The organism is Bdellovibrionales bacterium (genome assembly GCA_016716765.1).
GTDB lineage: Bacteria > Bdellovibrionota > Bdellovibrionia > Bdellovibrionales > UBA1609 > JADJVA01.
Window position 1 is genome coordinate 336396 of record JADJVA010000006.1, and the last position, 21957, is coordinate 358352.

Here is a 21957-nt window from a genome sequence, read left to right on the forward strand (position 1 = left end):
ACATGGCGGAAGCAAGGTCCGGCGAGGAAACTCATTTTGACGTCATTGTTGTTGGCTCAGGCATGGGAGGGCTGACCTGCGCAAGTCTCCTAACTCAGTTTTATAACAAGAAAGTATTGATCTTGGAGAGCCATTCTAAGATTGGAGGCTATATTTATTCATTTTCGAGATCCGTTCGTGACAGGCGCGTTTCTTGGGATGTTGGGCTTCATTATGTCGGACAAATGGGAGAGAAGAGCTCTCTGCGAAAAGTAATGAACCAAGTGACTGGTGGCAAAGTTCATTGGAAAAGACTTTCGGATCCCCACCAATGGTTTATTTATCCTGGCTTGAAGATAGCGGTTCCCTCATCGTCTCACCAATTTAAATCTAAACTGATAGAATTATTCCCTTCTGAAGCCGATAAAATAGGCACCTACTTTGTGGATGTTCGCCGCGCAACGAAATGGGCCAACTTTTTTCATATGGCCAGACGGCTTCCTCGTGCTCTTCAGTTGTTTTTAAGATACCTGCTTTTTTGGGGTTATCGTTTGGCGTTTCAAAAGACCTCAGAATATTTTGGCAAGCGAAATTTTTCGAAGGAATTGAGCGCCGTTCTTGATTCTCAATGGGGTGATTATGGTCTGCCTTCGGGTCAAAGCCCATTTTTTATAAATGCTCTTGTTTTTACTCACTATCTGAACGGAGCTTATTACCCTGTTGGCACTTCCCAGGCGATTCCTCAGGCTGTAGCGAGCATCGTAAAGGAAGGAGGTGGAGACGTTCGTGTTCGCCACGAAGTCAAAGACCTTTTGCTTGATGGTGATCGAGTGATAGGTGTTAAAGCCCTGAATCTTTTTACAAATGAGCTAATCGAGGCCCGAGCCTCAGTTGTGATCTCTAACATTGGATTGATAAATACATATCAAAAGTTAATTCCAGAACTTTACGCGAGTTCTACTCTCGATAGGATTTCAAAGTTACCTGAGCCCTGTTCAGGTGTTTGTCTTTTTCTGACGCTCAAAGAACCGCCAGGTAAATTGGGATTTCAGGATCAAATCATCTGGCTATTCGATTCTTATGAACACGACAAGACTTGGTCCTCACGGACAGACATTTTGAATCGTTCACCCTCAATGGCATTTCTTTCCTTTTCAGCAAATGCTGATTTAGACGGAAAGGTCCCAACGGCACAAATTTTAACTTTTGCGGATTCATCTTTATTTAAGGAATGGGAGCGTCTCCCACTCAAAAATCGTGGTGCTGAATATGAAAGTATAAAAAATCAAATTTCGCTTCGACTGATTGAATTTGTCGAGAGAAGTCTTCCTGGATTCAAGTCTTTAGTGGATTTTTACGAATTGGGGACCCCACTCACTTTTGAGTCTTATAGCAAGCACCCTCAAGGCGCGATCTACGGTATTCCCCTTTCTGTTAATAGGTTCGAGAACCCTTGGATTTCAGTTAAGACGCCATTAAAGGGACTGTATCTCACCGGAGCTGACATTGCGGGTCCAGGAATTGCGGGAGCTATGATGGGAGGTGTTTTGACTCTCTCTGAGATAGTCGGCCTCTCCGTATTTGGAAAGGTGTTCCGGACGTAATCGAGGAGAGCACGGTTATTTTTTGATACTGCTTCTGAGGTCCCTGATACGTTTCCAGAGAAGGGCTTTCGGAATTCGGTTCAATTTGAGCGCGGTCATACATTCTTCGAGGCGCCCTTTCCGTTCGCCAAGAGACTGAATAGCCTTCTTGAGATCGTGCTCGATACTTTCACCATAAGCGCCGGCGGCTTTTTCGATGGCGAGGCTCAGCGACGGGCGTGCCATGCATAGCATTGCTAGGTCAATCAGATCGCGACTGAACACAGCGTCGTCAGACCATCGATCGGAATTCGCAAGAAGTTTGCTCGCGGCCATGTCAAGGGGAGCTAATAGAGCAACCCCACAAATGCGATCGTTTGAAAGAGGCTTCTCTAATTGAATGCGCCCTTCGAGAACGATCTCAAATTTAATTTCCACTTCCGACACGCGAAGCATGGTGCGAATGCCGTATTGATCCGCCCGAATTTCTCGGGTGGAAGTCAGCTCCATTCCTGCGCGTGTGATTGCTTTTATTCCATGCCCGGTGAGCAATTGCCGTAAGGTTTGGTATCCGGAGCGATCCGATACCAAAAAATCAATGTCAATCGATTCGCGATATTCACCGTGAGATAAAACAATTGCAGTTCCGCCTCCAAACAAACAAGCATTTTGACTCAGCAGGTCCGCATCGAGTGCCTGGAGAATGCTTGCAATGCGAACGTGGTGCTCCCGTTCAAACAAGCAGCCGCCTCCGTCTGAACGCCGACAGCAGCGTATCGAGCAATTTCTTTTCGCGCGAATCCATCGCTTTGAGGTCGACGTGTCGCCAGTTCCGCTCGTAGAGGTCGAGCGCTTCTTTGGGGCTGATTTCTTTTGTGTCTTTGAGCTGCCAAGCCAGTTGCTTCAGCTGTTTATAATCAGCAATACGGATGTTACTGGGGATCTTATCGCCGACCAAATCACGTTTGTCCCTTTGGACTTGTTGATCCTTCAATTCGAAGTTGAGCCCCAGGGCGGAGATCACGTTGAGGTAGGCCCCCATTGCTACAGAGGCTTCGCCTTGCTCAATGCGGTAAAGAGTGATACGCGACATTCCTGCCGCCTCGGCCGTAGCGATCGCGCTGACCCCCAGCTCTTTTCGACGATTCCGTAGCTGTTGGCCAAGATCCCGGAGGATCTTTTTAAGGTTTCCAGTGACTTGAGAGGAACGAACAGCCATATGTTTCTCATTATATACATTTTATATGTTTTGCATAGAATAAGAAACGTTTTTGTTGAAAAAAATCTTAAGTATTTGAATTCATGCGGAATTTAGATGTTTTAAGGATCGAGGACCCTCATTTTTAAGGGACATGAAAGCCCCCCCAAGGACAGAGTCCTGCGATCAAAGTCTGGCCGTTTTGTCGCTATCCGGCGACACTGGAACGCTGAAGTCTTTCGATTCTTTCCTCGAGCGGAGGGTGAGTTGAAAAGAAACGCATGACTCCACCCGGTCGACTCGAAATCTTGAGCGCCTGGATTGCAGGGCGGGTGTTCGGGTCGACGTCATCAAAAGTGCGTTTAAGACCTTCAAGCGCTTGAATCATATTTCCGCGTCCGGCCAATCGAGCTCCGCCTGAATCGGCACGGTACTCTCTGTATCTAGAAAACCAAGCCACAACCATAGAGCCAAGAACCATAAAAACCATTTCGAGTGCAAACTGGACAAGATAATAGGACATGGGAGTCCCGCCTTGCCGTTCATCGCTGTCTTGTCCGCGTGCCATTGTGAGCGCGTAAGCAATCACGCGAGCCAAGAACATCACAAAAGCATTCACAATACCTTGGATGAGGGTCATGGTGACCATGTCTCCGTTGGCGATGTGAGCCACCTCATGGCCAAGGACTCCTTTGACTTCATTTCTTTTCATGCGTTGAAGAAGGCCAGTTGAGACTGCAACCAATGAGCGGGATTTGCTCGGGCCAGTTGCAAAGGCATTGACTTCGGGAGAGTCATAAACACCAACTTCTGGCATGACAGGGAGGCTGGCTGCTCTAGAAAGTTCATGGACCATTTGGACCAAATCTCGAAGATCAGAATCTCGAGTGTCAGGTGGAATGACCTTAACTCCCATCATCCACTTGGCCATGATTCTAGAAAGTGCGAGTGAGATAAAAGCTCCTCCCATACCCCAAATTAGGCAGAATGCCAGGAGGGATTCATAATTAAGTCCGTTGGCTGTGAGATAGGGTTTTACGCCAAGTACGTTCAGAACAATTGAGATCGTGAAGATCACGAGGGCATTCACTGCCATAAAAAGAGCAATTCGTTTAAACCAGGCCATAAGCACCTCCCATAGGCTGCGATGGCGTACTATACCAAAATTTTGTCAAAGGGTGCACATAAATTTCAAAGACTGACCTCAGCTGGCGCGATTCTCAGCTCTTGTCCCGGTCCGCCTTATTGAGGCTGCTGAAGATATTCGGTAACTCCTTTCCAGGGCATTGATCTCCCTTTCCTTGACGGTCTCATGGAAAAGCTCTAAGGATACTGGATCTTCTACTGAAGGATTCTCAGCATAATTTAGGAGGCAGCTTTGTCATGCAGATTTTTTTGATTGTTTTCACCAGTTTGTTCTGTTGGGTTGCCAGCGCGGATTTCATCGACTCCTTTAAAGATTACCGAACCTATTATCTCGTCGAGCCTATCTCGCCTCAGGGAACCAAATTGATGATTTTACTCACGCGAGGCAATTTGAGACGTGAGTTGGTTCCGAGTGACAGCCTTCCCAAGTTAGATATAGATGGTACACCCGGTTTGGAAAGCGATGTCCTTTATTCTGAAGCCTCCGATCCTCCTCCTCCGCAGCTGATTCTGCCCGATTCAAACGATAAGTCGAATCAGGGGCGTTTGGAGAAACTGGAGCGTTTGCGAAATCGTATGGAAGCGCTGAGCCCGGGTTGGGACGTGCAGGTTGGGTATCAACAGCCGAGCCGCTTCAGGTTGATTGAGTTGGTTCCTGTAGGATATGACTCTAGTGGAATGTCCCGCCAAAGGCTCGTATTCTACTCTTCAGTTTTTTTCACACGCAACGATCAGGGTGCTCTTGAATTCACCCAACGTACGAATGGTGTACAATATGGATATCTGACCGATTTCTTAGAGAGAATGAATCGAAATGAGGCTTCGGTTCTTCGATTTTCTTTACCTCCCGACTTGGAGGGTTCGGCCGTGCTTCACCTTGTGGATCTGGGTGGTAGGATTATCAATCAGCCTTATGAAAATTTTTTATTGCAATTGAGCCAAGCAATTAGTCAATAAATACCAATGCCAGGAAGACATCTTTTTGAATCTGATCGAGCGGCGGTTTTGAGGGATCTTTTCGCACGCCAGGGCGAGAGCCGTCTCCCTCTAGGTTTGAAACAGTACTTCAGTCTCCCAGTAAAACTTTCTGGAGCCAGTCAGCCAGGCGAGCCAATTCGTGTTGAAATTGTAAACTTTCGGATTCCCACCAAGGAAGCTTTAGAAGGCAAGCTTGATATTCCCTTTGTATCTGAATCGCTTGGACTCCAGCTTCGTCTCAGGGGTGGGATCACCGGGAGAAGGATTGCCAATCCGCAGCCGCTTGAATTGACTATTGAACGGAAAGGGACGGATTTGGAGGGGACATATCCTCCTTTCGAATTTAAACTGAATCTTGTAGCCAAAGCAAAAACTGTTGTGACGAATGAAACGACGGGGAGAGGCTGCTATTTTAGGCCCTGTTGAAGTTTCATTGAAAGATATTTCTGGCGCAATCACTGGTTCTATACATGCCTCTAGCCCCGCAGAAGATACAAATCCTAGGATATTCTATTCTGTTCCCCAAATCCTTGGGCCCGAGCCTCTCACAGGTGGATATCAAGATGTGGTGGTGGCAGGAGGAGGAAGGGTAGATGGTTCTCGCGCGTGTGCCCGTGCGGTCCGACATGACTGACTCTGAAGATTAGCATTTTAAAAAATATTTGATTCGGTGGTGTTGGCTTTGCTAAAGAGATAGAGACTGCGACTCTTCTATGAGGCTAAGTTCGGAATCATCGAGGTAACAACCGGGGTCCTCGGCCCAAGCATCTTTGTGGACTTGGTATGCGCGTACCTTGGTATTTCCGTTGCACACGTCAAAGAAAGAACACAGTCCACAGCGACCGCTGATTTCTCTGTGTTCGGCTTTGAGGCCCTTCATCAGTGGATCGGAGAGATCGGTCCAAATTTGCGAAAAAGGGCGTTCGCGGATATTGCCTAAAGTGCTGTCCCACCAGAAGGAATCAGGATGGACATTGCCGAGATTGTCAATTGAATGATAATTTCTTTGAACTTACCAAAATAAATAACCACGACTTATGCCGAACCTCAGGACACCCCGAAAAACACCATCTATCCAAGACCCCTCAAGTAATTGGGAGTAAAATCTATCAATGTGCTCTGCCTTTTGAAACTTCAGTAAGGCGGGTAAATCCTGACGGTTCTCCTGAGTGATAGTAAACCGAATATCGACTTTAAGATCTTTTGATTTGCACAAGTGAATGCCTTCGAGAGTGGCCTTGAAGGCGCTGGCCTTTCTTCTAAAACGATTGTGAGTCTCGCCAATTCCATCGAGACTGATGCCTACATAGTTAAAATTGAGTTCGGCGATCTTATCAATGTTTGAAGGGTCGATGAAAGTGCCATTGGTGGACAGCCCAACGTAAAAGTCCATTTACCTATTCAGAAGCTACGAGACAAAAGTGCTAACGAAAAAAAAGCACCGTTTAAACCCACGGAACTTTGAGCTTCTCTGCTCGGGAGTCTCTCAAAGGAGGCTCTAAATTTTGATACAGCGGCTGGCCAGCAAGCCTTCAGTGAATCTGTTGTGTCCAAGACACTTGGAGCTGGCTGAACTAAATCTCAGGAGTTCAGGATCGAGTTCGGTTTGGTGCAGTGCTCACAACGGGAGCGCTGCTGCCGGACGCATGTTTGAAGATCCTGAAATCCAGAGATTTGATTCAGCCAGGTACCCTTGGAGTTTAGAACAACAATCAGTTAGGCCAGTTTGTATCAAATTGAGTCAAAGTTATGCACCTTCAGGTAATTCTCCGATTGAGGGCCAAATACCTGAGAAATATATCAAGTTCATGGAGTATTGTTCCGAAATGAGAAGTGATGAGATTGAGAAAGCGTCATTTCACTTCAATTGGGATTTTTTTTGTCTTTCTAGTGGTTTGCGTTGTTGCATTTGAGAACTGTAGCAAAGTGCGGCTGACCCCTCTTGTTCCCGAAAGGCAAGTCTCTTCAGTCATCGGTGCGGAGGCTCAGCGCCTTCCCATTCCTCGTAAAGATCCAGGCAATGCTCGTGTTGTTGTACTTTTAGATCAGAGTTTTTCGATGGTCTGGGGCAAGTGTCCGCAAGATTTGGATGGCACGGCTCCAAATCCCACGGGTTCCCCATTTAATTCCTGTCAGAGAGGGCCGGGGGTTGACCAGCCTGGCTATCGCTACGATGTCACGAAAGCTTGGCTTGATGAACTGGCAGCTGTCGTTGAAAAGGGAATGGATGTCAAAGTGATGCTTTTGCCCTTTTCTGGAGGAAAGGCGAAGCGCCCGAATCCTATCGCGAGTCCTGTGCACAATCTTAAAGATCTGGATCACATGAAATTTCTTGATTTGCCCAAGGCAGGGACTTGGTTGGCCGCTCTCCGTCAGGAACAAGAAGCCATGAAGATCGACGGCAAGCGAGAAATCATGGGGACGACGGTGTTTGATCCAATTCTCGACTACGCTTACGCCGAGATTGTTCGTGAGGCGACTTTGCTCAAGGAGCAAGACAAGTTGGCGACAACGCCTTTTTTGTTTGTGGTCATCTCGGATGGGGTCTATAAGCCGACCAACGCTCTTTTTGGTCTGCTGAGAGAGGTATCAGGATGTCCGAATTGCAGCAACACACCCAACCATATTGCTTGTACCTGCTTTTCAACAGGTGTTTGTTGGAGCGGTCCTGGAGAAGCTCCGGGTCGTTACTGTCAGTTACTTGAACAGAATTTTAGAGAGTATCTCGGTGATCCTGCTGTGAATCAGTTAGATGAAGTGAAAGTTTCGCTCAATAATATTTTGAAAATTGAACAAGATCCTGATTTTTTAGGTTTTCGAATTTCAATGAAATTTGCTAAAATGAATTGGCTCGCCGTTCCTTCTGAAGACACGAACAGAGCTCCAGATAAAACAAAAAACATTTTTGACGAGGTGCAGGCGAGCTTAATTCGGCGTCAGATACCGATCTACAATATTACAAACGGAACACCACCCTTTCCTGTCGTCAATTTAGGAGGGGATTCTTCTACGTACGTTATTGAAAATCTCTATGCGATAAACACAAATGTTCACGTTAATAAGTTTGGAAATATAGTAACCGATAGCGACGGCGATGGCCTTGGAGATGAAGAAGAAGTTTCGCAAACAATGGATCCCGTAAATCCAAGGACAGATGGGATTTGTCTGGACGGCATTGCAGTGAACTACGGATGTCAGAAACTTGGGTGTCGACCCGATGTTGACATGGATTTGGATGGCTTGAACGAGTGCGAAGAAATCACGGTTGGTACTCGGGATATTTTGTTTGATTCCGACGCCGATCACATTCCTGATTTCTTCGAGGCTTTAAGATTTCTAAAGCCAAGCTATGATGACCGTGATTCAAAATCTTCAGGAGACAGCTTTACAGACCATGATCATTTTCGATATGGAATTCACCCTCTCCGTCAGTTGGCCTCAGTTCAAGATCGCTTCAAAGTGGACCTTTTTTCACAGTTTATGGGCTATGAACTGGTGGCAGATCAAAGCGGTGCTCAACAGGCGATGGCAAAGTATGTTGTCGAACTCAGAAATATGCCCTTGGCCCCAACACAAGCCGTGGCTTCAGGTTCGATCCTTGTCATGAAATCTCGTTCTGGCTCTGATCCCATAGAGGACGATGTCCGCTTAGACCCAATCGCGAAGGAAGCACACATTAACAGAGTCTATTTCTTATTGGAAATGGCAACTCTTGAGAATCGTCAAAAAATATCATGGCACCTTCTCAAAATGGACGTTCCGGCTCCAGAAGGTGCGGGATCATACGCTCTTCCAGGTAGTTTTTCTTTTGATAAATTTGTGCAGATCCAGGGAGAGCCGCCGTGAGATATTTGAACCATATCTTTTTGCTTGCCGCGATGGTTGTTGCTTGTTTTCAAAATTGCAGCAATGTTCGTCTCAATCCCGTTTCGAACCAGGTGCTGTCGTCCTACGCCAAGTCTGGCGACATCTGTAGTTTGCCTTCGTTGAGCTCAACAGATAAAGTGAAGATCACTTTTGTTGTAGATATGTCTTCGTCAAACGCAACCATTGAAAGGAGAAATGCTTCGAATCAGATCATTGAAATCAATGGCTCTGATCTCAATCGTCAGAGGATGCAGACGATCCGGGGTTTTTTGGAGAAGGACTGTTTGAAAGCGAACGATTCAACGAAAATAGCTGTCGTTGGATTTGCACATCAAAAAATAATTTCTCCGGGTACAGCTTGCGATCGAAATCAATTTAAACCAGTGGATGATTATCTTACTCAAGGCACAAACGATCCACTTGATTTTCTTGAGTCCGAGCATGATCTGACAAAGCAAGATTGCGTTCCAGGCGGGGGGAGATGTTCGGAATATATCACTCGCTACGATGAGGGAATGGAGTGTGCCAAACAGATTGTGCATGATGATGTCCAGGCTGTAAATCAAGATGGAAAGAAGGCCTTTTATATGACCTTTTTTCTGACTGATGGAGAACCCTCTATTCCAGGAGTTGTTGGGTACGATATTTCGAATTCCGCCTATCAAGCCATGAAAGTCACTGTGAAACAAAAGGTCCGAGACATGAGAAACGAGGCGGAAGAAAAGGCCTTGGGATTGACTCTTCGCCCGATATTTTATGGTGGTGATTATCTAACCAGAAAAGATCCCACGGGAAAGAAAGAAGCCATCGCTCGCGATATTTTGACAGACATTGCCAATGAAGGTTTGACGGAATATATTTTTTTACAAGATGTGAGCCAGCTCGATCTTTGTAAGTATCTGGTTTCTGGAACTCGAGTTCCGTACAAGTTAAAGCAATTTGTTGCGACGAACCTGACGATCACGAAAATGGGCGAAAAGCTACTTGCTGATTCCGATATGGATGGAATTCCAGACGAACTTGAGGGGCAAAGAGGTTTTGACCCGACAAAAGCGAGATCGATGGGACCTTCCAGTCAGTTACTCGACGGATTTTGTGGTGGCCTCAATGCCTCTCAGTGTGCGAACTCGATTCATCAAGACTGTGGAAGCCCGAATGCCTTGGGTTTGACACTCTGTGAAGTCTCGAAATGGGGGCTTACAAATGGATTAGATTCTGACGGCGATGATTTTATCGACATTATGGAAGTCATTAAGGGAATGGGACCCAATATTCCTTCTGGATATGTAGACGGCGACAGTTCGTCGGAGTTTGAAGAAATGATGAGAGGAAGAGATCCTCGCTTTCCGGATGATGACACGCCAGCTGAAATGCTTCTCCAGTACCGTCGATGGCCTCTTTCTAAGTCATTGCCCGGCTGCCCTGCTGATCAAGAGTCCTATCAGTTCGAACTTGATCATGTGCCCTTGCTTCCAACATTAGCCACAAATTCAGACGATCCTGTCAGTCAAAAACTGCCATGGATGAATCACGGCGAAAATGTAAACGTTCTTATGGTCTATTATATCCTCACTCCCGCAAATCAGGCCCTTCGTCAGGACTTGAAAGATCAGGTCTATATCAAATACTATAAGATTCATATATCCAAACATCTCATCGAAGAGCTAGGATTTTTAAAGGCGGGCGAGCTCAATGATGCTTTTAGTGAGTTTGCCGAGGAGTGGAAGTGAGTCGCTTGATTTTGTTTATTCTTTTCTTTGGGTCGATGAAAGCGGGAGCTCAGGCGGTTGGTTGCATCAGCCTTGAAGGCCTTAAGCTTCCTTGTTTTGGTGGGGGAGTTGCCTGTGGATCTTGCGAAAGCAAATACACTGAGGAGGAGAGGAGAAACGCTTGCGTTGGAACTCTGCCCTTGTCAAACCCTTCTGGCTGTGGAGGGGGAACTTGCGGTACAAAGTGCTGTACAACTTGTTCCCAATACAATCCGGCAGATTATTATACCTGTCAGACTCTGCCAACAGCTTGCGATGCAAATGGCAACTTTACCTCTTGCGGGAGTGGAACCAAGGTAGCGAGTTGTGATGAGAGTTCTTGTGCTTCTCAGGCCGCGAATCGCTGTGGGTCATTTAGTTGCTCCTGTGGGATCACTTGCCAAGGATCAAAGCAGACAATTAAGTGCTACAGGTGGACCTCCAGATCTGTCCCCAGTGGTGGGTCGTGTGGCTGTCGCAATGTTGGTGCGACACCCGGCAGGTGTTCGGGCGCTCCGACGGGTGCTTCCGAGTGCGGAGGAGTCCCAAACCCTTGTAACGGAGACGGAGGTCAGTGCACAGGTGCGAGCAATCGATGCTATGTTTGTTCCTATTCGCCTGGAAATCCGGGGACCTGCTCGCCCACTTGCAATGTGGGATCTGCTCGCTGTTATGAGAGTCCAACCGAAGTCGACGTCTGCGCTACGTCGTGTTCCGGTGGACTCACAGACAATCCGAATACGCCTCCAGGGGCGTCCTGCAGTTCGGTTCCGGGTCCGGCTTGCACGGCCAACAGTTGTCCTTCATGTGGACCCTCTTGCTAATCTATTTGAGCCATATTCTCAGACCGGGATGAGTCTCTTTGAGAAATTCCAGATAGATTTTGTCTTGTCTTGTCTTGTCTTGTCTTGTCTTGTTTTGTGACGTCCCCTTTTGATTGCAGCGTGATTTAATTTTTACAAGGTGAATCGAAAACGGTAAAATCAATTGTTAGATAGGGCGGCACGTTTGTGAAGAGGATTAAGAGAAAATGAAATGCTTGATGCCTGCAAATTCATATTTTCCAACTTGGCTTTTATGTCGGCGAAGCAATCTTATTTATGCTCTCCTGATCGTTCTCATTTTTATTGGCGTTTCCGGTTTTGGTAGCAGCCAGCTCAGTTTTGCAAACGAAGCCCCATCCGATCTTATTTACCAAGGTCGAATCATGAAGCCCGACAGCAGTCCCCTTGAGGCGGTCTCTGTTATTTTTGATGTGAGTGTCTTCAGTCAAGATGCGATATGTTTGCTCTACGAAGAAACTCACACGATCAATATGACAAATTCTGGTGGGTCCTTTGCGTTGCCATTGGGAAGTGGAGTTCCGATTGGTCCGGCCTATTCTTTGAAAGAAGTGTTTTCCAATACAGGAAGCTTTACCGGTTTTGGGTCGTGCCTCTACTCGCCTTTGACGGGCCACAGTCGTCTTCTTCGTGTGACTTTTGATGAAGGTTCTGGTCCTGTTGCTCTTCAAGATCAAACCGTAAACAGTGTGCCTTATGCTCTTTATGCCTCAAAACTTGAGGGCAAGGGCAAGAATGAATTTTTGCAGATCAATACAACGACGTCAGCGTTCAGTCAGGCAAACGCAAATACACTTTTTCAAAATGCGACCTATACCGAACTCATGGCTTTGGCTGCGGGCACCTCGACTGTCTTTGCAAAGAGCGCAGATCTGCCGGTATCGAGCGGTGTGCTTAACTTGAGTGGAGCAGGACAGGGCGTGAGAGTGCTGGACGTGCCAGCTGGCGGTGACTATGCCGTGAACAAAAACTATTCTGACGGAAAGATTGGTGGCAAAGCGATCGATGCCGTGAACTTTGCAGGACTCGCCAATGGTGAGTCCGTGAAATGGGATACAACTGCCAATAGTGGTCTTGGGGGTTGGGTTCGATACTCGCCTCCTTCTACAAGTGGTACCTTAGGAAAAATTGCTAAATTCACTTCATCGAGTGCCGTAGGTGATTCTGTGCTCACGGAAGTATCGGGTAAAATTGGATTTAACGCTTCCACTCCCTCCTATGACTTAAGCTTTGGGGGAGAATCTATCCGGAGCTTTGGGATGGAACGCCATTCGACAGCTGATACGCCCGGAAACGCTTTGACAGTGAATGCTGGTGGAGCAACTTCAGGAGCCAATAACAAAAATGGTGGCAACCTGATTCTTTCCTCAGGAATTGCCACGGGGACAGGAAAATCTGATATTGTTTTCCAGCCAGTTGCAGCGGGAGGTTCTGGGTCTGCCAGTCGCAATCCGACTGAGAACATGCGTTTGAACGCCTTCGGTCTCAGCGGAGGCGGAGCCAACGCAGTTACCGGCGGAGGTTCAGTTGCCTGGGGAGGAGGAGCCACAGCGAGTGGAGACAATGCCGTCGCCTTTGGAAACGCTGCTTCGGCAAATAGCAATTGGTCGGCCGCGATGGGGTGGGCTGCTCAGGCCGATAATCAACATGCATTTGCTATAGGAGGCGGCACCTACGCTGGGGGATATCGCAGTATGGCACTGGGATACCAAGCAAATGTAACGGGAGGAACTTCGGTTGCTATCAGTGCTGGATCTCCGGTCGGCACGGCGCCTACCGTTTCAGGAAATGACTCTATCGGAATTTTTATGGGCGATCAAAGCGGGGTCGACTTATCGGGAAACAATGTTATGTCTATCATGGGTGGCAATCTAGGAGTGGGCACGACTTCTCCAAGTTCGAAACTAGACGTCAATGGGGCTCAGACATTGCGGGAGATTGCTGCCGCATCAGCGCCAACACCGGTTGTTAACAAAGCCTTTCTTTACGCAGATAATACCTCGCATACTCTCAAATTTTCTGTGAACGGCGGAGCCTATAAGGATGTATTGCCTGCTTCGACTCTTATTCGCGTTTGTGAAATTGTTATTGGTGACCCCGGATCGGCTTCTCCAGTTTTAGCTGATGATAACGATTCTCCGGCGAATTGCAGTAATTTGACAGGGTCTACTATGACGATTCTTTCTGTTGAGTGCTATGCGAACGCGGGATCTCCAACAGTGAATCCCATCTTCAATGGTGGAAGTGGGACTTCGATACTGAGCAGTTCCTTGACCTGCGGGACCGGAAGCTTTGCGACAGGAACCTTAAATGGCACTCCGATTCAAGCCGACAATCAATCAATTGATGGCGAGATTGGCGTTGCTGGTGGAACCGCAAAATATATTGTAATCCGTATCAAACGCACGCTGTAGCCATCATATTTTACGAAAGGGAATCCAGCAAGATGAGGTTAATATTTGCGGAATTGCAATGGAAAGCGAACCGAGTATTTTCATTTTTCGGTATGTTGCTACTGACACTCTTTTTCCTTTTCATTTCTTCTATTCCGGCCTTGGCGGCGATAGCTATCGTACAAGTGAAACAACGAGATCAGACCGCTAATAGCAACAATATTACGACCGGTGCCTTTTCAACGACAACGGGAAATTTCATTGTTTGTAGGATTGCCTACAATACGACATCAGGGAATTTGATTTCAGTGACAGACACGGCCTTAAACTCTTATTCCTTGGCGACCGGTCCGGCAACTCTTCCGGCCACTTCATGGAGGCAAGAAATCTGGTACGCCTACAACATCACAGGGAGTGGAACTCTCAATATCACAGCAACCTTGTCAGGAACCTTTAATATTTGGAAACAGATTTCGTGCAACGAGTACAAAGGAGTCCTGGCGACTTCCGATCCAAAAGAATCTGTCGTGGGAACGACAGGCACGGCCTCTCTGACTTCTTCGGCGGGTCCATTGACCACCACACAGGGGGGAAGTCTTATTTACGGATCTCTCATACTGAGCGGAGGTACTGGAGAGCCAGGAAACAGCTTCATTCAGCGTTCAGCTCAAAACGGGGATGCCACAGAAGATCGGATAGCGAATGCTGCTGGATCTCATGTTGTTCGATTTTCTCACTCGGGAATATCAAACTGGGTTATTCAGGGGGCGGCCTTTAAGGCAGCCACTCCACCATTGGCAACAAATGGACTTGCTCAGGTGGCAATAACCTACAAAACTGGAGCGACAACGACTTTGTCAAACGATTTTGAGAGCTCCAATATCGCCGGTAGCTTGATTGTCGTGGGTGGTTATTTCGGGGGCAATGGTCAAACGCTAACTGTGTCAGACACGAGAGGAAATACCTATCAATTGGCAGCCACTGTCAGTCAAACTTCCGATAACCACCAGATTTGGATCTATTACGCCGAAAACATTGGTGGCGGACCTAATACTGTTACAGGCAGTGTTCCCGTGAGCACTTCGGATGCTGCTTTTTTTATTGCCGAATACAGTGGAATTGTCACGTCAGGATCCTTGGATAAAACCAGTAGCGCGATAGGAAGTAGCAGTTCGATTTCGAGCAGCAACACAGCTTCCACCAATTCCGCCAATGAGCTTTTAGTTGGCATGATTGGCATGAGCGCTGGAAGTTTGGGAGGCAACATATCATCCGGTTTTGAAGACAAGGGATATGTCCAGCAAGCCCCGGGCAACAATAACAACATTGCAGCCTTTGCCGACAAGCTTGTGACGGCTACTGGGGCTTACGCCGTTACTGCGGCCCCTACTGGTAGCGAGGCGTGGTCGGCGATCATAGCGACCTTTAAGCGGACCTCAACGAATCGGATCAGACATCGAGTCAGCAATTTCTGATATGTTCGTTCAATTTTCCGAGAACTCCCAATACCAATTTACATGGGATTATGAAAATTTTAGCTTTGGGCATCTTCAGTATTGATTGCCTTTCAAAGGTCAGATACCTACACCTTACTAGAACTTTTATGCATGTGAGCGCAGCGGTTAATGAATGCTAAGATATTTGAACGTGAACATCCTCTGACCTGAAAGATTCAATGACAAGAAGGTCTCAAGAAAGTCAATTCTGTCAATCAGGCCAGTCGATCCAAAGAGTCTTTTCATCATCAAATTGGGTCTCTTTTGTTCTTCTATTTTTCTTATTTCCCTTAGGTCGTAACATATCTATGGCAGCCTCGGACCAACCCTTAAAAATTGCGATTTGTCAGATTGATCCCATAGCGGGAGATATGGAGTATAACCTAAAGACTATTCTTGAATGCTATCAGCGAGCCGTCAGAGATCGCGCTGATATTGCTATTACCCCAGAGCTCGCGGTTGAAGGCTATACTTTTGGTGATTATTTTGAGCGACCTGAAATCTGGAGTCGAAGTGAGAAACATGTTTCTCTGTTGAGCGAGGCGACTAGAGGGAAAAGGACCGCTCTGTTGGTTGGTCATATCGTGAGAAATCCAGAACCTTGGGGTAAGCCATTACAAAATGTCGCGAGTGCCTTCCTGGATGGCAAACTGATTTATCGACATGCGAAAACCCTGTTGCCAGATTATGATGTGTTTAATGATGCCCGATGGTTTCATCCAGGACGCAAAGCAAACGTTTGGAGATTTCGTGGCCACAAAATTGGTGTAGGAATTTGCGAGGACTGGTGGTTTGATGATAAATTTGCGGGTCCACAAGGGCCGAGATCTTATTATAATTTTGATATTCGTGAGATTTTTCAGAGAAAGAAAATTGATTTAGCTATTTCTCTTTCAGCGTCTCCTTACGGGCAGGATAAGCAGGCTTTTCGCGAGGAGATTCATGGTGATGTGGCGCGGAGACTTGAGGTTCCGTTTGTTTGGAGTGGCATGTCTGGCGCCACAGATGCTGTTTTGTTTGATGGGAGATCCTTTGTCTTGAATGCTAGGGGTGCGACCGTTGAGCGCCTTGCTGTTTTTCGCAATGACTATGCGACAGTGGAATTTCCGAGAGGAACAGGTGCCAATTCTCCGATAGTGGTCAAAAAAGATTCTGAGCTTGATGACACAAATCCCTCAGAAATTGAGATTGTTTATCAAGGCTTACTGACGGGAATTCGTGAATTTGTTCGCAGGACGGGTGCCACGGGATTTGTACTCGGAATCAGCGGAGGAATTGATTCGGCGGTTGTCGCGGCTTTGATTGCAGCAGCGATAGGTCCAGAAAAATTGATCGCTGTATCTTTGCCATCAAAATATTCATCTGAAGGAAGCAAGACGGATGCCTTTGGACTGGTAAACAATTTGGGGGTTCCAGAGAGTCAAATCCATCTTTTGTCGATCGAGGGAGCCTACGATGCTGCTCGAGAGACATTTGGTAATCAATTCTGGCAGAACGAGGGGATCGTTGATGAGAACACGCAGGCGCGTCTCAGGATGTTGTATTTAAATGGAATTGCCAATCGGTTTCCCGGCTATATGGTAGCAGTAACAGGAAACAAAACTGAATATGCAATGGGATATTTCACTTTCGGTGGCGATGATAAGGGTGGTCTTGGCATTTTGGGAGGGCTTTGGAAGTCTGAGGTCTATCGATTAGCGACTTATATCAATCAGAGAGCGGGCAAAGAGCTCATTCCAAACGCCACTATTGTTAAGCCAGCTTCAGCGGAATTGAAGCCTGATCAAGTGAGTTATGATCCTTCGAGTGGATTGCCTCCATATGAGATACTCGATCGGCTTTTGCGTGACTATTACGAAAGCAGGGTCTCACTGGAAGACCTTGTCAAATCCTATACCCATCTTCTGCCTGAGCGACCAGCGAATTGGGTTGTAACAATTATTAGGCACTCCGAAGCAATGGATTTCAAGCGTCGGCAGGCAGCACCATTGCTTCGGGTTGACAGAAGAAAGACTTTTGATTGGGTCGGACGACGTGTTCCAGTGGCAAAACGAAATATCCATGAACCTATCGATTTAAACGCTTGCAGGAAATTTGTGGTGGGTACTTCTAAACCTCCCGCATCTGATTGGTTTAGCAATACTTTGAAAAGAACTCTGTCTGCTGAAATTTAAAAATAACAATGTTGAGGGCAAGAATGAAAGTAGAAAAGAATTTAAAAATAAATCGATTAAGAAAACTGCTTGCCATCGCTGTTTGTTTTGTTTGTTGTGAGTCGGGGCTGGCCTCGCAATGCCGCGATCCACAAAGAGTGGTTGCAAGCGTTTTGTGGGATTGGCGCAGTCCAAACCGTTTGATTGACGGAGCTGCTCTTCGCGAAGAAGCCGAGCTATTTATTAGGGTGTACGCGAGAAGGAATTTGGCCCAATGCTCGCAGAAACAAATTCTTGAACTCTTGAAAAATCCGACATTTGCCGCTGATTGGGCGTTGACCCTTTCCGATGCAGAAAATATTTTGAGAATAAGAAGGTTGGGTGTGCTGACTCAGCAGCAGCGCCGGCCTTTTGTAAAGAATGGTCCTCCTCTGCATGGGTTTCAGGACGAAATTTCTGGGATGACTCAAGAGGATCTAGATCGGATATTGGCAGGTATTGATCTTCCCAAAGAAACAACAAATCGGTCAAAACATCGGAGTCGGAGGGTTTTTAACTACATAGTTCATAAATTAAAAAATCTCGCCCTGAAAAGTCGAGAGAGCACAGGTATTGACAACGATCTCTACGCTTTCACCGTTGCCGCAATATTTTATAAACTTGGATTTCATGAATCAAAAGAGGCCGTTTTTGAAAGCACTTCACGAGGGGCCGATCAATACCCTTTTCTTGTTGTGGGCGGACAGAGTCAGGTTTTAGATTTGTTAGAGAATTTGCGTTTTACCAGATGGGATATCGAGGTCATCAGAAAGCAAATCGGCTCGAGAATTGAAGTGGATGAGGGGTTTTGGCATTGGCTGATAAAGTGGAGATTTCGAGGTGAGGTTCGTGTCATCCCCGATGGTTCTGTGGTGTTTTCCCACACTCCACTTTTGCAGGTCACGGCCGATCCCGCTTCGGCGATTATTGTGGAGTCTTTGCTCAATCCATGGCTCAGCTTCATGACGAATCTGACAACGACGGCAGCGAGGAATTTGCTCGCAGCAGGAGGAAATATTAAATCTGTGGCGGACGCGGGAACGCGCCGTTTGGTTACGGGAAATTTGACTGCTCTCACCGCTATGATGGGGGGAGCCAGCGGCACTTCGAATATGTTGATGGCAGAGCTGACAGGTATGCCAGCTTACGGGACGATGAGCCATGCCTTTGTCGCAGCCTTTCCAACAGAGATGGAGGCCTTTGAAGCCTTTGCTGAAAATAGTCGAAACCCAAGCCTCCTCTTGCCAGATACCTACCATCTTCCAACGGGACTGCACGGCGGTTCGTGCAGCGGGAGAAAAAGTGGCGACCGTCAGACAGGATTCAAATATTATCGGCGAGGATGGGGGGGAGCAGAGCACAGCTGAAACCGTGCAGGAGATTCGCAGAATATGGGAGACGCTTGGCAAAGGAAAATGGGGTGGAGTTGTGACGAATGATCTGACCGAAGACTCACTTCGTTTACTTGCTAATATGGATGGAGGTATTGATGTGGCCTCGGTTGGCGGAGCCTTTGCCGCCTCTACGAGAGGTGTTTCACATGGAAACATGGTCTATAAACTTGTACAAATGCGAGATAGGAAGACTGGAGAAGTCAGGTATCCGATCAAGATCTCAAATGGTGTAAAATCGACGGAGCCTGGACAGAAGGATGTCTACCGCGTTAGTGACGTGAGGACGGGTCTCGCCATCTTTGATATCAAGGAGCAAACAGGCTTTCCTGTCAGCCTTGCAGAAGGACAAAGAGCGACTCCTCTTTTGGAGCTTGCATTTAAAAATGGTGGTCGTCGATTAAAGCCTGAGCCTGTCTCTCTTGTCGCTGCGAGAACGGCCCGACACTTTGCCCAGCTAGACCCTCTTCTGTTAGATCTTGATCAAACGCGAACATCTCTGGGTGATCGCAACTATCCCGTCGTTTTGAGCGATAGATTGGTCTCTGTAAAAAAGAAGGCGATTGAGACGGTGACTCCTCCAAGAGTAACTCGAATTCTGGTATTTCCTGGATCCTTTTCTCCAGTTACAGAAGATGGGCATGTGGCTGCCACAAATATTGTAAACGAGCTCTTTAAGAACCAAGTATCGCCTCATGGTTTTGATAAGATCGTATTTGTTCCCACTGGTGACAGCCCTGCTCATGGTCGACAATATGACTTAAGTAGCTTTGCTCGTCTGGAGCAGCTCCGTCGGCGCTTGAGCAATTGGAGTCGGGAAAATCGTTCTAAAGCTGAATATGAAATTTTTGAAGGTGAAGTTGATTCCGGTGGTGGATATGCGATTGATTCGCTAAAGGCTATTCAATTAAAAAATCCTGGAGCTGAAATAACTATCGCCATGGGTGAGGATGTCTTTTGGAGTATCGGCAGAAAGTCCAGTCCTTGGAAGGATGCAGATAGAATATTGAGTGATTACGGGATTGTGGTGCTCCAGCGTCAGAGGGGCAAAGTGGGAGAATGATGATTCGGCCAGCGATCAGGAGGACACTCTCGCTCTTCTAAAAAATTGGGCTTTATGAAAAGGCCAAATGCATTTGTTCTGCCTTCTGATCGTGGACTGCAAGCTGTTAGAACTGGTGAAACTGAGGCCAAGCGCATCGAGTTTTTGAATCCCCACTTCAAAAATGCCATATCAGCGACCGAGGTTCGTGGGTTTTATGAGCGACAAGGATTTTGTGGCATGGTGCATGTGACGGATCCTCAGTGGACTTTCGCAAAGAGGCTGGAATTTCCAAACAGCGATCAAAGTGAGGATGGGACGCTTTCGGTGCCGGGTACGGGAGAAAACATTCGGACGATTGCGGCTTTATTTGGTGATGTTGTATATAGCAAAATGATGAAGCTTTCGATGTCCGGGGATTCTCATTTGGAAGTAGAGGTTAGCGATCCAAGTCAAAACGGCGAATTTCATGAACCAATGAACTTTCCTCGGCACGCCATGAGGGGCGAGACGGGTCCTTCGGGAGATCGATTTATTGTGGAGATTGAAAAACTTCTGGAGGGACGTCGGGTGATCAGGGTGCCAGCGCACGAAGAGGTGACCGACAGTGAAGGCCGGATCAAACTAGGTCTTGTTCCATTTGATTTGGATTCCGTAGAAGGGGATTTGGCTGATGTTGGGAGTGTTTTTCATTTTGAGAAAAATGGTCCTGGGGCTTACAGCGTCTTTGTGAATCCTCGCTATCAAACTTATCTCGAGAAAATTGATCCTTACAAAGTGCTACCCCATTTTCATTTTGGTTGGTGCACAGATTTTTGTGATTACTATGTGATGAAAGGTGAACTAGAACAGGGATATCTGGTGATCTTTATTGCAGACGCAGCGGCTGGAGTTGGAGCAAAAACGACGGGTCGAGCAATGCGTGAGCTTCTTGATTTGGGACTGGTGATCATGAGCAGCGAGGAGTTCCTCGCTTTAAACAGAAAGTGGTACGGTTCAAGATCAAAGTGGTACGGACCAAAATCAAATTGGAGTGCTGTTTTAAATGATCTCGCTCTTTGGCGCGCAAAGAGCTCAAGTCAGGGTCGTGTTGTTGAAGAACTCAAAGCCCCCCGTTACAAGGATCCAGAACATCCTGGTGACTTAGGGGAGACTTGCGTTCGCTTTTTGACTCGTCCTTAAAAATGAGGAATTGCGTTGCAGCAACGAAGTGTCGTTGATTCGCAAATCGATCATTGTTTTTCATGATTTTGATTTGTTCAAATCCTTTCTACAGATGTCCCTTTGTCTCGCTATTTCCGTTCAGACAAAGGGGAAACAGGTAAATTTGCCAATCACACAGCTCTGCATTGCGTGGAGATTTTTCTTTCGTCACAGATCTTTGAATTGTGTTTGACGGTAGATTTGATTGGATTTACTCCTGCTAAGGTAGAGAGAAGAGATAGCTAAAGGGTAAAGGGTAGAACAAACATAAAAAATCAGTCAGTCGTTAGTAAACTTGGGGTTTTTAGCGATCTGCTGGTAAAATAAGGGGGATCATTGTGAAAAAATTAGTCGTTTCCTTAAGTATTCTTTTATTGGGAGCTTATGCACAGGCAGAAGTTCATGGACCTCTTTGGACTTGTCAGATCGATGCGGCTCATCTCGAGGGTCATGGATTTTCATTTATCATCACGGGTACCACGCTCGAGGGACAGGGAACAGTTACTTGTTCGTCGCTCAGTGGGACTGTAACCACTCCAGTTAATGTAGAGCTTACGGCCGGTGGTATTGGAGCCGTTATTGGGGTGGTTAAAGCGCAGAATGTTGACCTCATTGGTGCTGCTGTTGGGCTGAGAAATCCAGATGGAATCTTCGGAACATATCCAGGTGTTCGTGGCACGGCAGCTTTGATCGGTGGAGAGGCTTCTCTGTCTGTTAACTTCGGTGCGAATGAGCACGGTGTTGGTCTTGGTGTCAACTTGATCGGATCGGCTATCACTAAAGGTTTTCGCGTTGGTGCAGCCCTCGAGGGTTGGGAACTGACTTTGAGCCCAGTTCGTCACGAACCATGGCAGCCAGCTCCAACTCCTCCTCCCGCACCTAATCCAGGTCACTAAGAG

At 46.9% G+C, this 21957-nt stretch carries 19 protein-coding genes; 14 read left to right on the forward strand and 5 right to left on the reverse strand.

The window, feature by feature from the left end; genetic code table 11:
* Nucleotides 1–2 precede the first annotated feature (2 nt).
* Nucleotides 3–1583: an NAD(P)/FAD-dependent oxidoreductase gene (locus IPL83_05480; protein MBK9038607.1), complete on the forward strand. Its 1581-nt coding sequence runs from the start codon at nucleotides 3–5 to the stop codon at nucleotides 1581–1583.
* Nucleotides 1584–1598: 15 nt separating this feature from the next.
* Here IPL83_05480 and IPL83_05485 read toward each other — a convergent pair whose 3' ends face one another.
* The 3 genes from IPL83_05485 to htpX all read right to left on the reverse strand — a co-directional run bounded on the left by IPL83_05485 (nucleotide 1599) and on the right by htpX (nucleotide 3886).
* Complete coding sequence (locus IPL83_05485; GenBank protein ID MBK9038608.1) at nucleotides 1599–2303, reverse strand: nucleotidyl transferase AbiEii/AbiGii toxin family protein; 705 nt, start codon at nucleotides 2301–2303, stop codon at nucleotides 1599–1601.
* A complete protein-coding gene (locus IPL83_05490) occupies nucleotides 2296–2781 on the reverse strand; it encodes a helix-turn-helix domain-containing protein (protein ID MBK9038609.1) in 486 nt (161 codons plus the stop codon). The genes IPL83_05485 and IPL83_05490 overlap by 8 nt, the downstream gene beginning before the upstream one ends.
* Nucleotides 2782–2968: 187 nt before the next feature.
* Nucleotides 2969–3886 carry a protease HtpX gene (gene htpX / locus IPL83_05495; protein ID MBK9038610.1) on the reverse strand — a complete coding sequence of 306 codons (918 nt, stop codon included), beginning with the start codon at nucleotides 3884–3886 and terminating at the stop codon, nucleotides 2969–2971.
* 257 nt (nucleotides 3887–4143) lie between these two features.
* Here htpX and IPL83_05500 point away from each other — a divergent pair, with 257 nt between their 5' ends.
* Nucleotides 4144–4863 (forward strand): hypothetical protein, encoded by a 720-nt coding sequence (locus IPL83_05500; GenBank protein MBK9038611.1) that lies wholly within the window; start codon nucleotides 4144–4146, stop codon nucleotides 4861–4863.
* A gap of 6 nt (nucleotides 4864–4869) precedes the next feature.
* The gene (locus IPL83_05505) at nucleotides 4870–5310 is read left to right on the forward strand and encodes a hypothetical protein (GenBank protein ID MBK9038612.1); all 441 of its coding nucleotides are present in this window, start codon (nucleotides 4870–4872) and stop codon (nucleotides 5308–5310) included.
* A 259-nt stretch (nucleotides 5311–5569) separates the two neighbouring features.
* Here the strand turns inward: IPL83_05505 and IPL83_05510 are convergent, their stop codons facing one another.
* Nucleotides 5570–5875 carry an SPASM domain-containing protein gene (locus IPL83_05510; protein ID MBK9038613.1) on the reverse strand — a complete coding sequence of 102 codons (306 nt, stop codon included), beginning with the start codon at nucleotides 5873–5875 and terminating at the stop codon, nucleotides 5570–5572.
* Between the two features lie 21 nt (nucleotides 5876–5896).
* Nucleotides 5897–6277, reverse strand: coding sequence for a radical SAM protein (locus IPL83_05515; protein MBK9038614.1), 381 nt, complete (start codon nucleotides 6275–6277; stop codon nucleotides 5897–5899).
* Between the two features lie 112 nt (nucleotides 6278–6389).
* Between IPL83_05515 and IPL83_05520 the strand changes: the two genes are divergently transcribed.
* The 11 genes from IPL83_05520 (at nucleotide 6390) to IPL83_05570 (ending at nucleotide 21954) form a co-directional block, all read left to right on the forward strand.
* Nucleotides 6390–6797: a hypothetical protein gene (locus IPL83_05520; protein MBK9038615.1), complete on the forward strand. Its 408-nt coding sequence runs from the start codon at nucleotides 6390–6392 to the stop codon at nucleotides 6795–6797.
* A complete protein-coding gene (locus IPL83_05525) occupies nucleotides 6721–8730 on the forward strand; it encodes a hypothetical protein (protein MBK9038616.1) in 2010 nt (669 codons plus the stop codon). The genes IPL83_05520 and IPL83_05525 overlap by 77 nt, the downstream gene beginning before the upstream one ends.
* The gene (locus IPL83_05530) at nucleotides 8727–10481 is read left to right on the forward strand and encodes a hypothetical protein (GenBank protein ID MBK9038617.1); all 1755 of its coding nucleotides are present in this window, start codon (nucleotides 8727–8729) and stop codon (nucleotides 10479–10481) included. Before IPL83_05525 ends, IPL83_05530 begins: the two co-directional genes overlap by 4 nt.
* A complete protein-coding gene (locus IPL83_05535) occupies nucleotides 10478–11323 on the forward strand; it encodes a hypothetical protein (protein MBK9038618.1) in 846 nt (281 codons plus the stop codon). Before IPL83_05530 ends, IPL83_05535 begins: the two co-directional genes overlap by 4 nt.
* Before the next feature lie 206 nt (nucleotides 11324–11529).
* Entirely contained in the window at nucleotides 11530–13755 is a 2226-nt protein-coding gene (locus IPL83_05540) for a hypothetical protein (GenBank protein MBK9038619.1), read from the forward strand.
* Nucleotides 13756–13787: 32 nt separating this feature from the next.
* Nucleotides 13788–15209: a hypothetical protein gene (locus IPL83_05545; GenBank protein MBK9038620.1), complete on the forward strand. Its 1422-nt coding sequence runs from the start codon at nucleotides 13788–13790 to the stop codon at nucleotides 15207–15209.
* A gap of 392 nt (nucleotides 15210–15601) precedes the next feature.
* The gene (gene nadE, locus IPL83_05550) at nucleotides 15602–17404 is read left to right on the forward strand and encodes an NAD(+) synthase (GenBank protein MBK9038621.1); all 1803 of its coding nucleotides are present in this window, start codon (nucleotides 15602–15604) and stop codon (nucleotides 17402–17404) included.
* A gap of 23 nt (nucleotides 17405–17427) precedes the next feature.
* Nucleotides 17428–18789, forward strand: coding sequence for a hypothetical protein (locus tag IPL83_05555; GenBank protein ID MBK9038622.1), 1362 nt, complete (start codon nucleotides 17428–17430; stop codon nucleotides 18787–18789).
* Nucleotides 18725–19876, forward strand: coding sequence for a hypothetical protein (locus tag IPL83_05560; GenBank protein MBK9038623.1), 1152 nt, complete (start codon nucleotides 18725–18727; stop codon nucleotides 19874–19876). The genes IPL83_05555 and IPL83_05560 overlap by 65 nt, the downstream gene beginning before the upstream one ends.
* A gap of 54 nt (nucleotides 19877–19930) precedes the next feature.
* On the forward strand, nucleotides 19931–21037 hold the full coding sequence (locus tag IPL83_05565; protein ID MBK9038624.1) for a hypothetical protein: 1107 nt from the start codon (nucleotides 19931–19933) through the stop codon (nucleotides 21035–21037).
* Nucleotides 21038–21396: 359 nt separating this feature from the next.
* The gene (locus IPL83_05570) at nucleotides 21397–21954 is read left to right on the forward strand and encodes a hypothetical protein (GenBank protein MBK9038625.1); all 558 of its coding nucleotides are present in this window, start codon (nucleotides 21397–21399) and stop codon (nucleotides 21952–21954) included.
* The last annotated feature ends 3 nt before the right edge of the window (nucleotides 21955–21957 follow it).

Excerpts from the sequence above, each read along its gene's own strand:
- nadE (MBK9038621.1), top strand. The coding sequence starts at position 15,602 with ATGGAGTATAACCTAAAGACTATTCTTGAATGCTATCAGCGAGCCGTC.
- IPL83_05515 (MBK9038614.1), bottom strand. The coding sequence starts at position 6,277 with ATGGACTTTTACGTTGGGCTGTCCACCAATGGCACTTTCATCGACCCT.
- IPL83_05555 (MBK9038622.1), top strand. The coding sequence starts at position 17,428 with ATGAAAGTAGAAAAGAATTTAAAAATAAATCGATTAAGAAAACTGCTT.
- IPL83_05545 (MBK9038620.1), top strand. The coding sequence starts at position 13,788 with ATGAGGTTAATATTTGCGGAATTGCAATGGAAAGCGAACCGAGTATTT.
- IPL83_05540 (MBK9038619.1), top strand. The coding sequence starts at position 11,530 with ATGAAATGCTTGATGCCTGCAAATTCATATTTTCCAACTTGGCTTTTA.
- IPL83_05565 (MBK9038624.1), top strand. The coding sequence starts at position 19,931 with ATGAAAAGGCCAAATGCATTTGTTCTGCCTTCTGATCGTGGACTGCAA.
- IPL83_05505 (MBK9038612.1), top strand. The coding sequence starts at position 4,870 with ATGCCAGGAAGACATCTTTTTGAATCTGATCGAGCGGCGGTTTTGAGG.
- htpX (MBK9038610.1), bottom strand. The coding sequence starts at position 3,886 with ATGGCCTGGTTTAAACGAATTGCTCTTTTTATGGCAGTGAATGCCCTC.
- IPL83_05525 (MBK9038616.1), top strand. The coding sequence starts at position 6,721 with ATGAGATTGAGAAAGCGTCATTTCACTTCAATTGGGATTTTTTTTGTC.
- IPL83_05490 (MBK9038609.1), bottom strand. The coding sequence starts at position 2,781 with ATGGCTGTTCGTTCCTCTCAAGTCACTGGAAACCTTAAAAAGATCCTC.
- IPL83_05500 (MBK9038611.1), top strand. The coding sequence starts at position 4,144 with ATGCAGATTTTTTTGATTGTTTTCACCAGTTTGTTCTGTTGGGTTGCC.
- IPL83_05480 (MBK9038607.1), top strand. The coding sequence starts at position 3 with ATGGCGGAAGCAAGGTCCGGCGAGGAAACTCATTTTGACGTCATTGTT.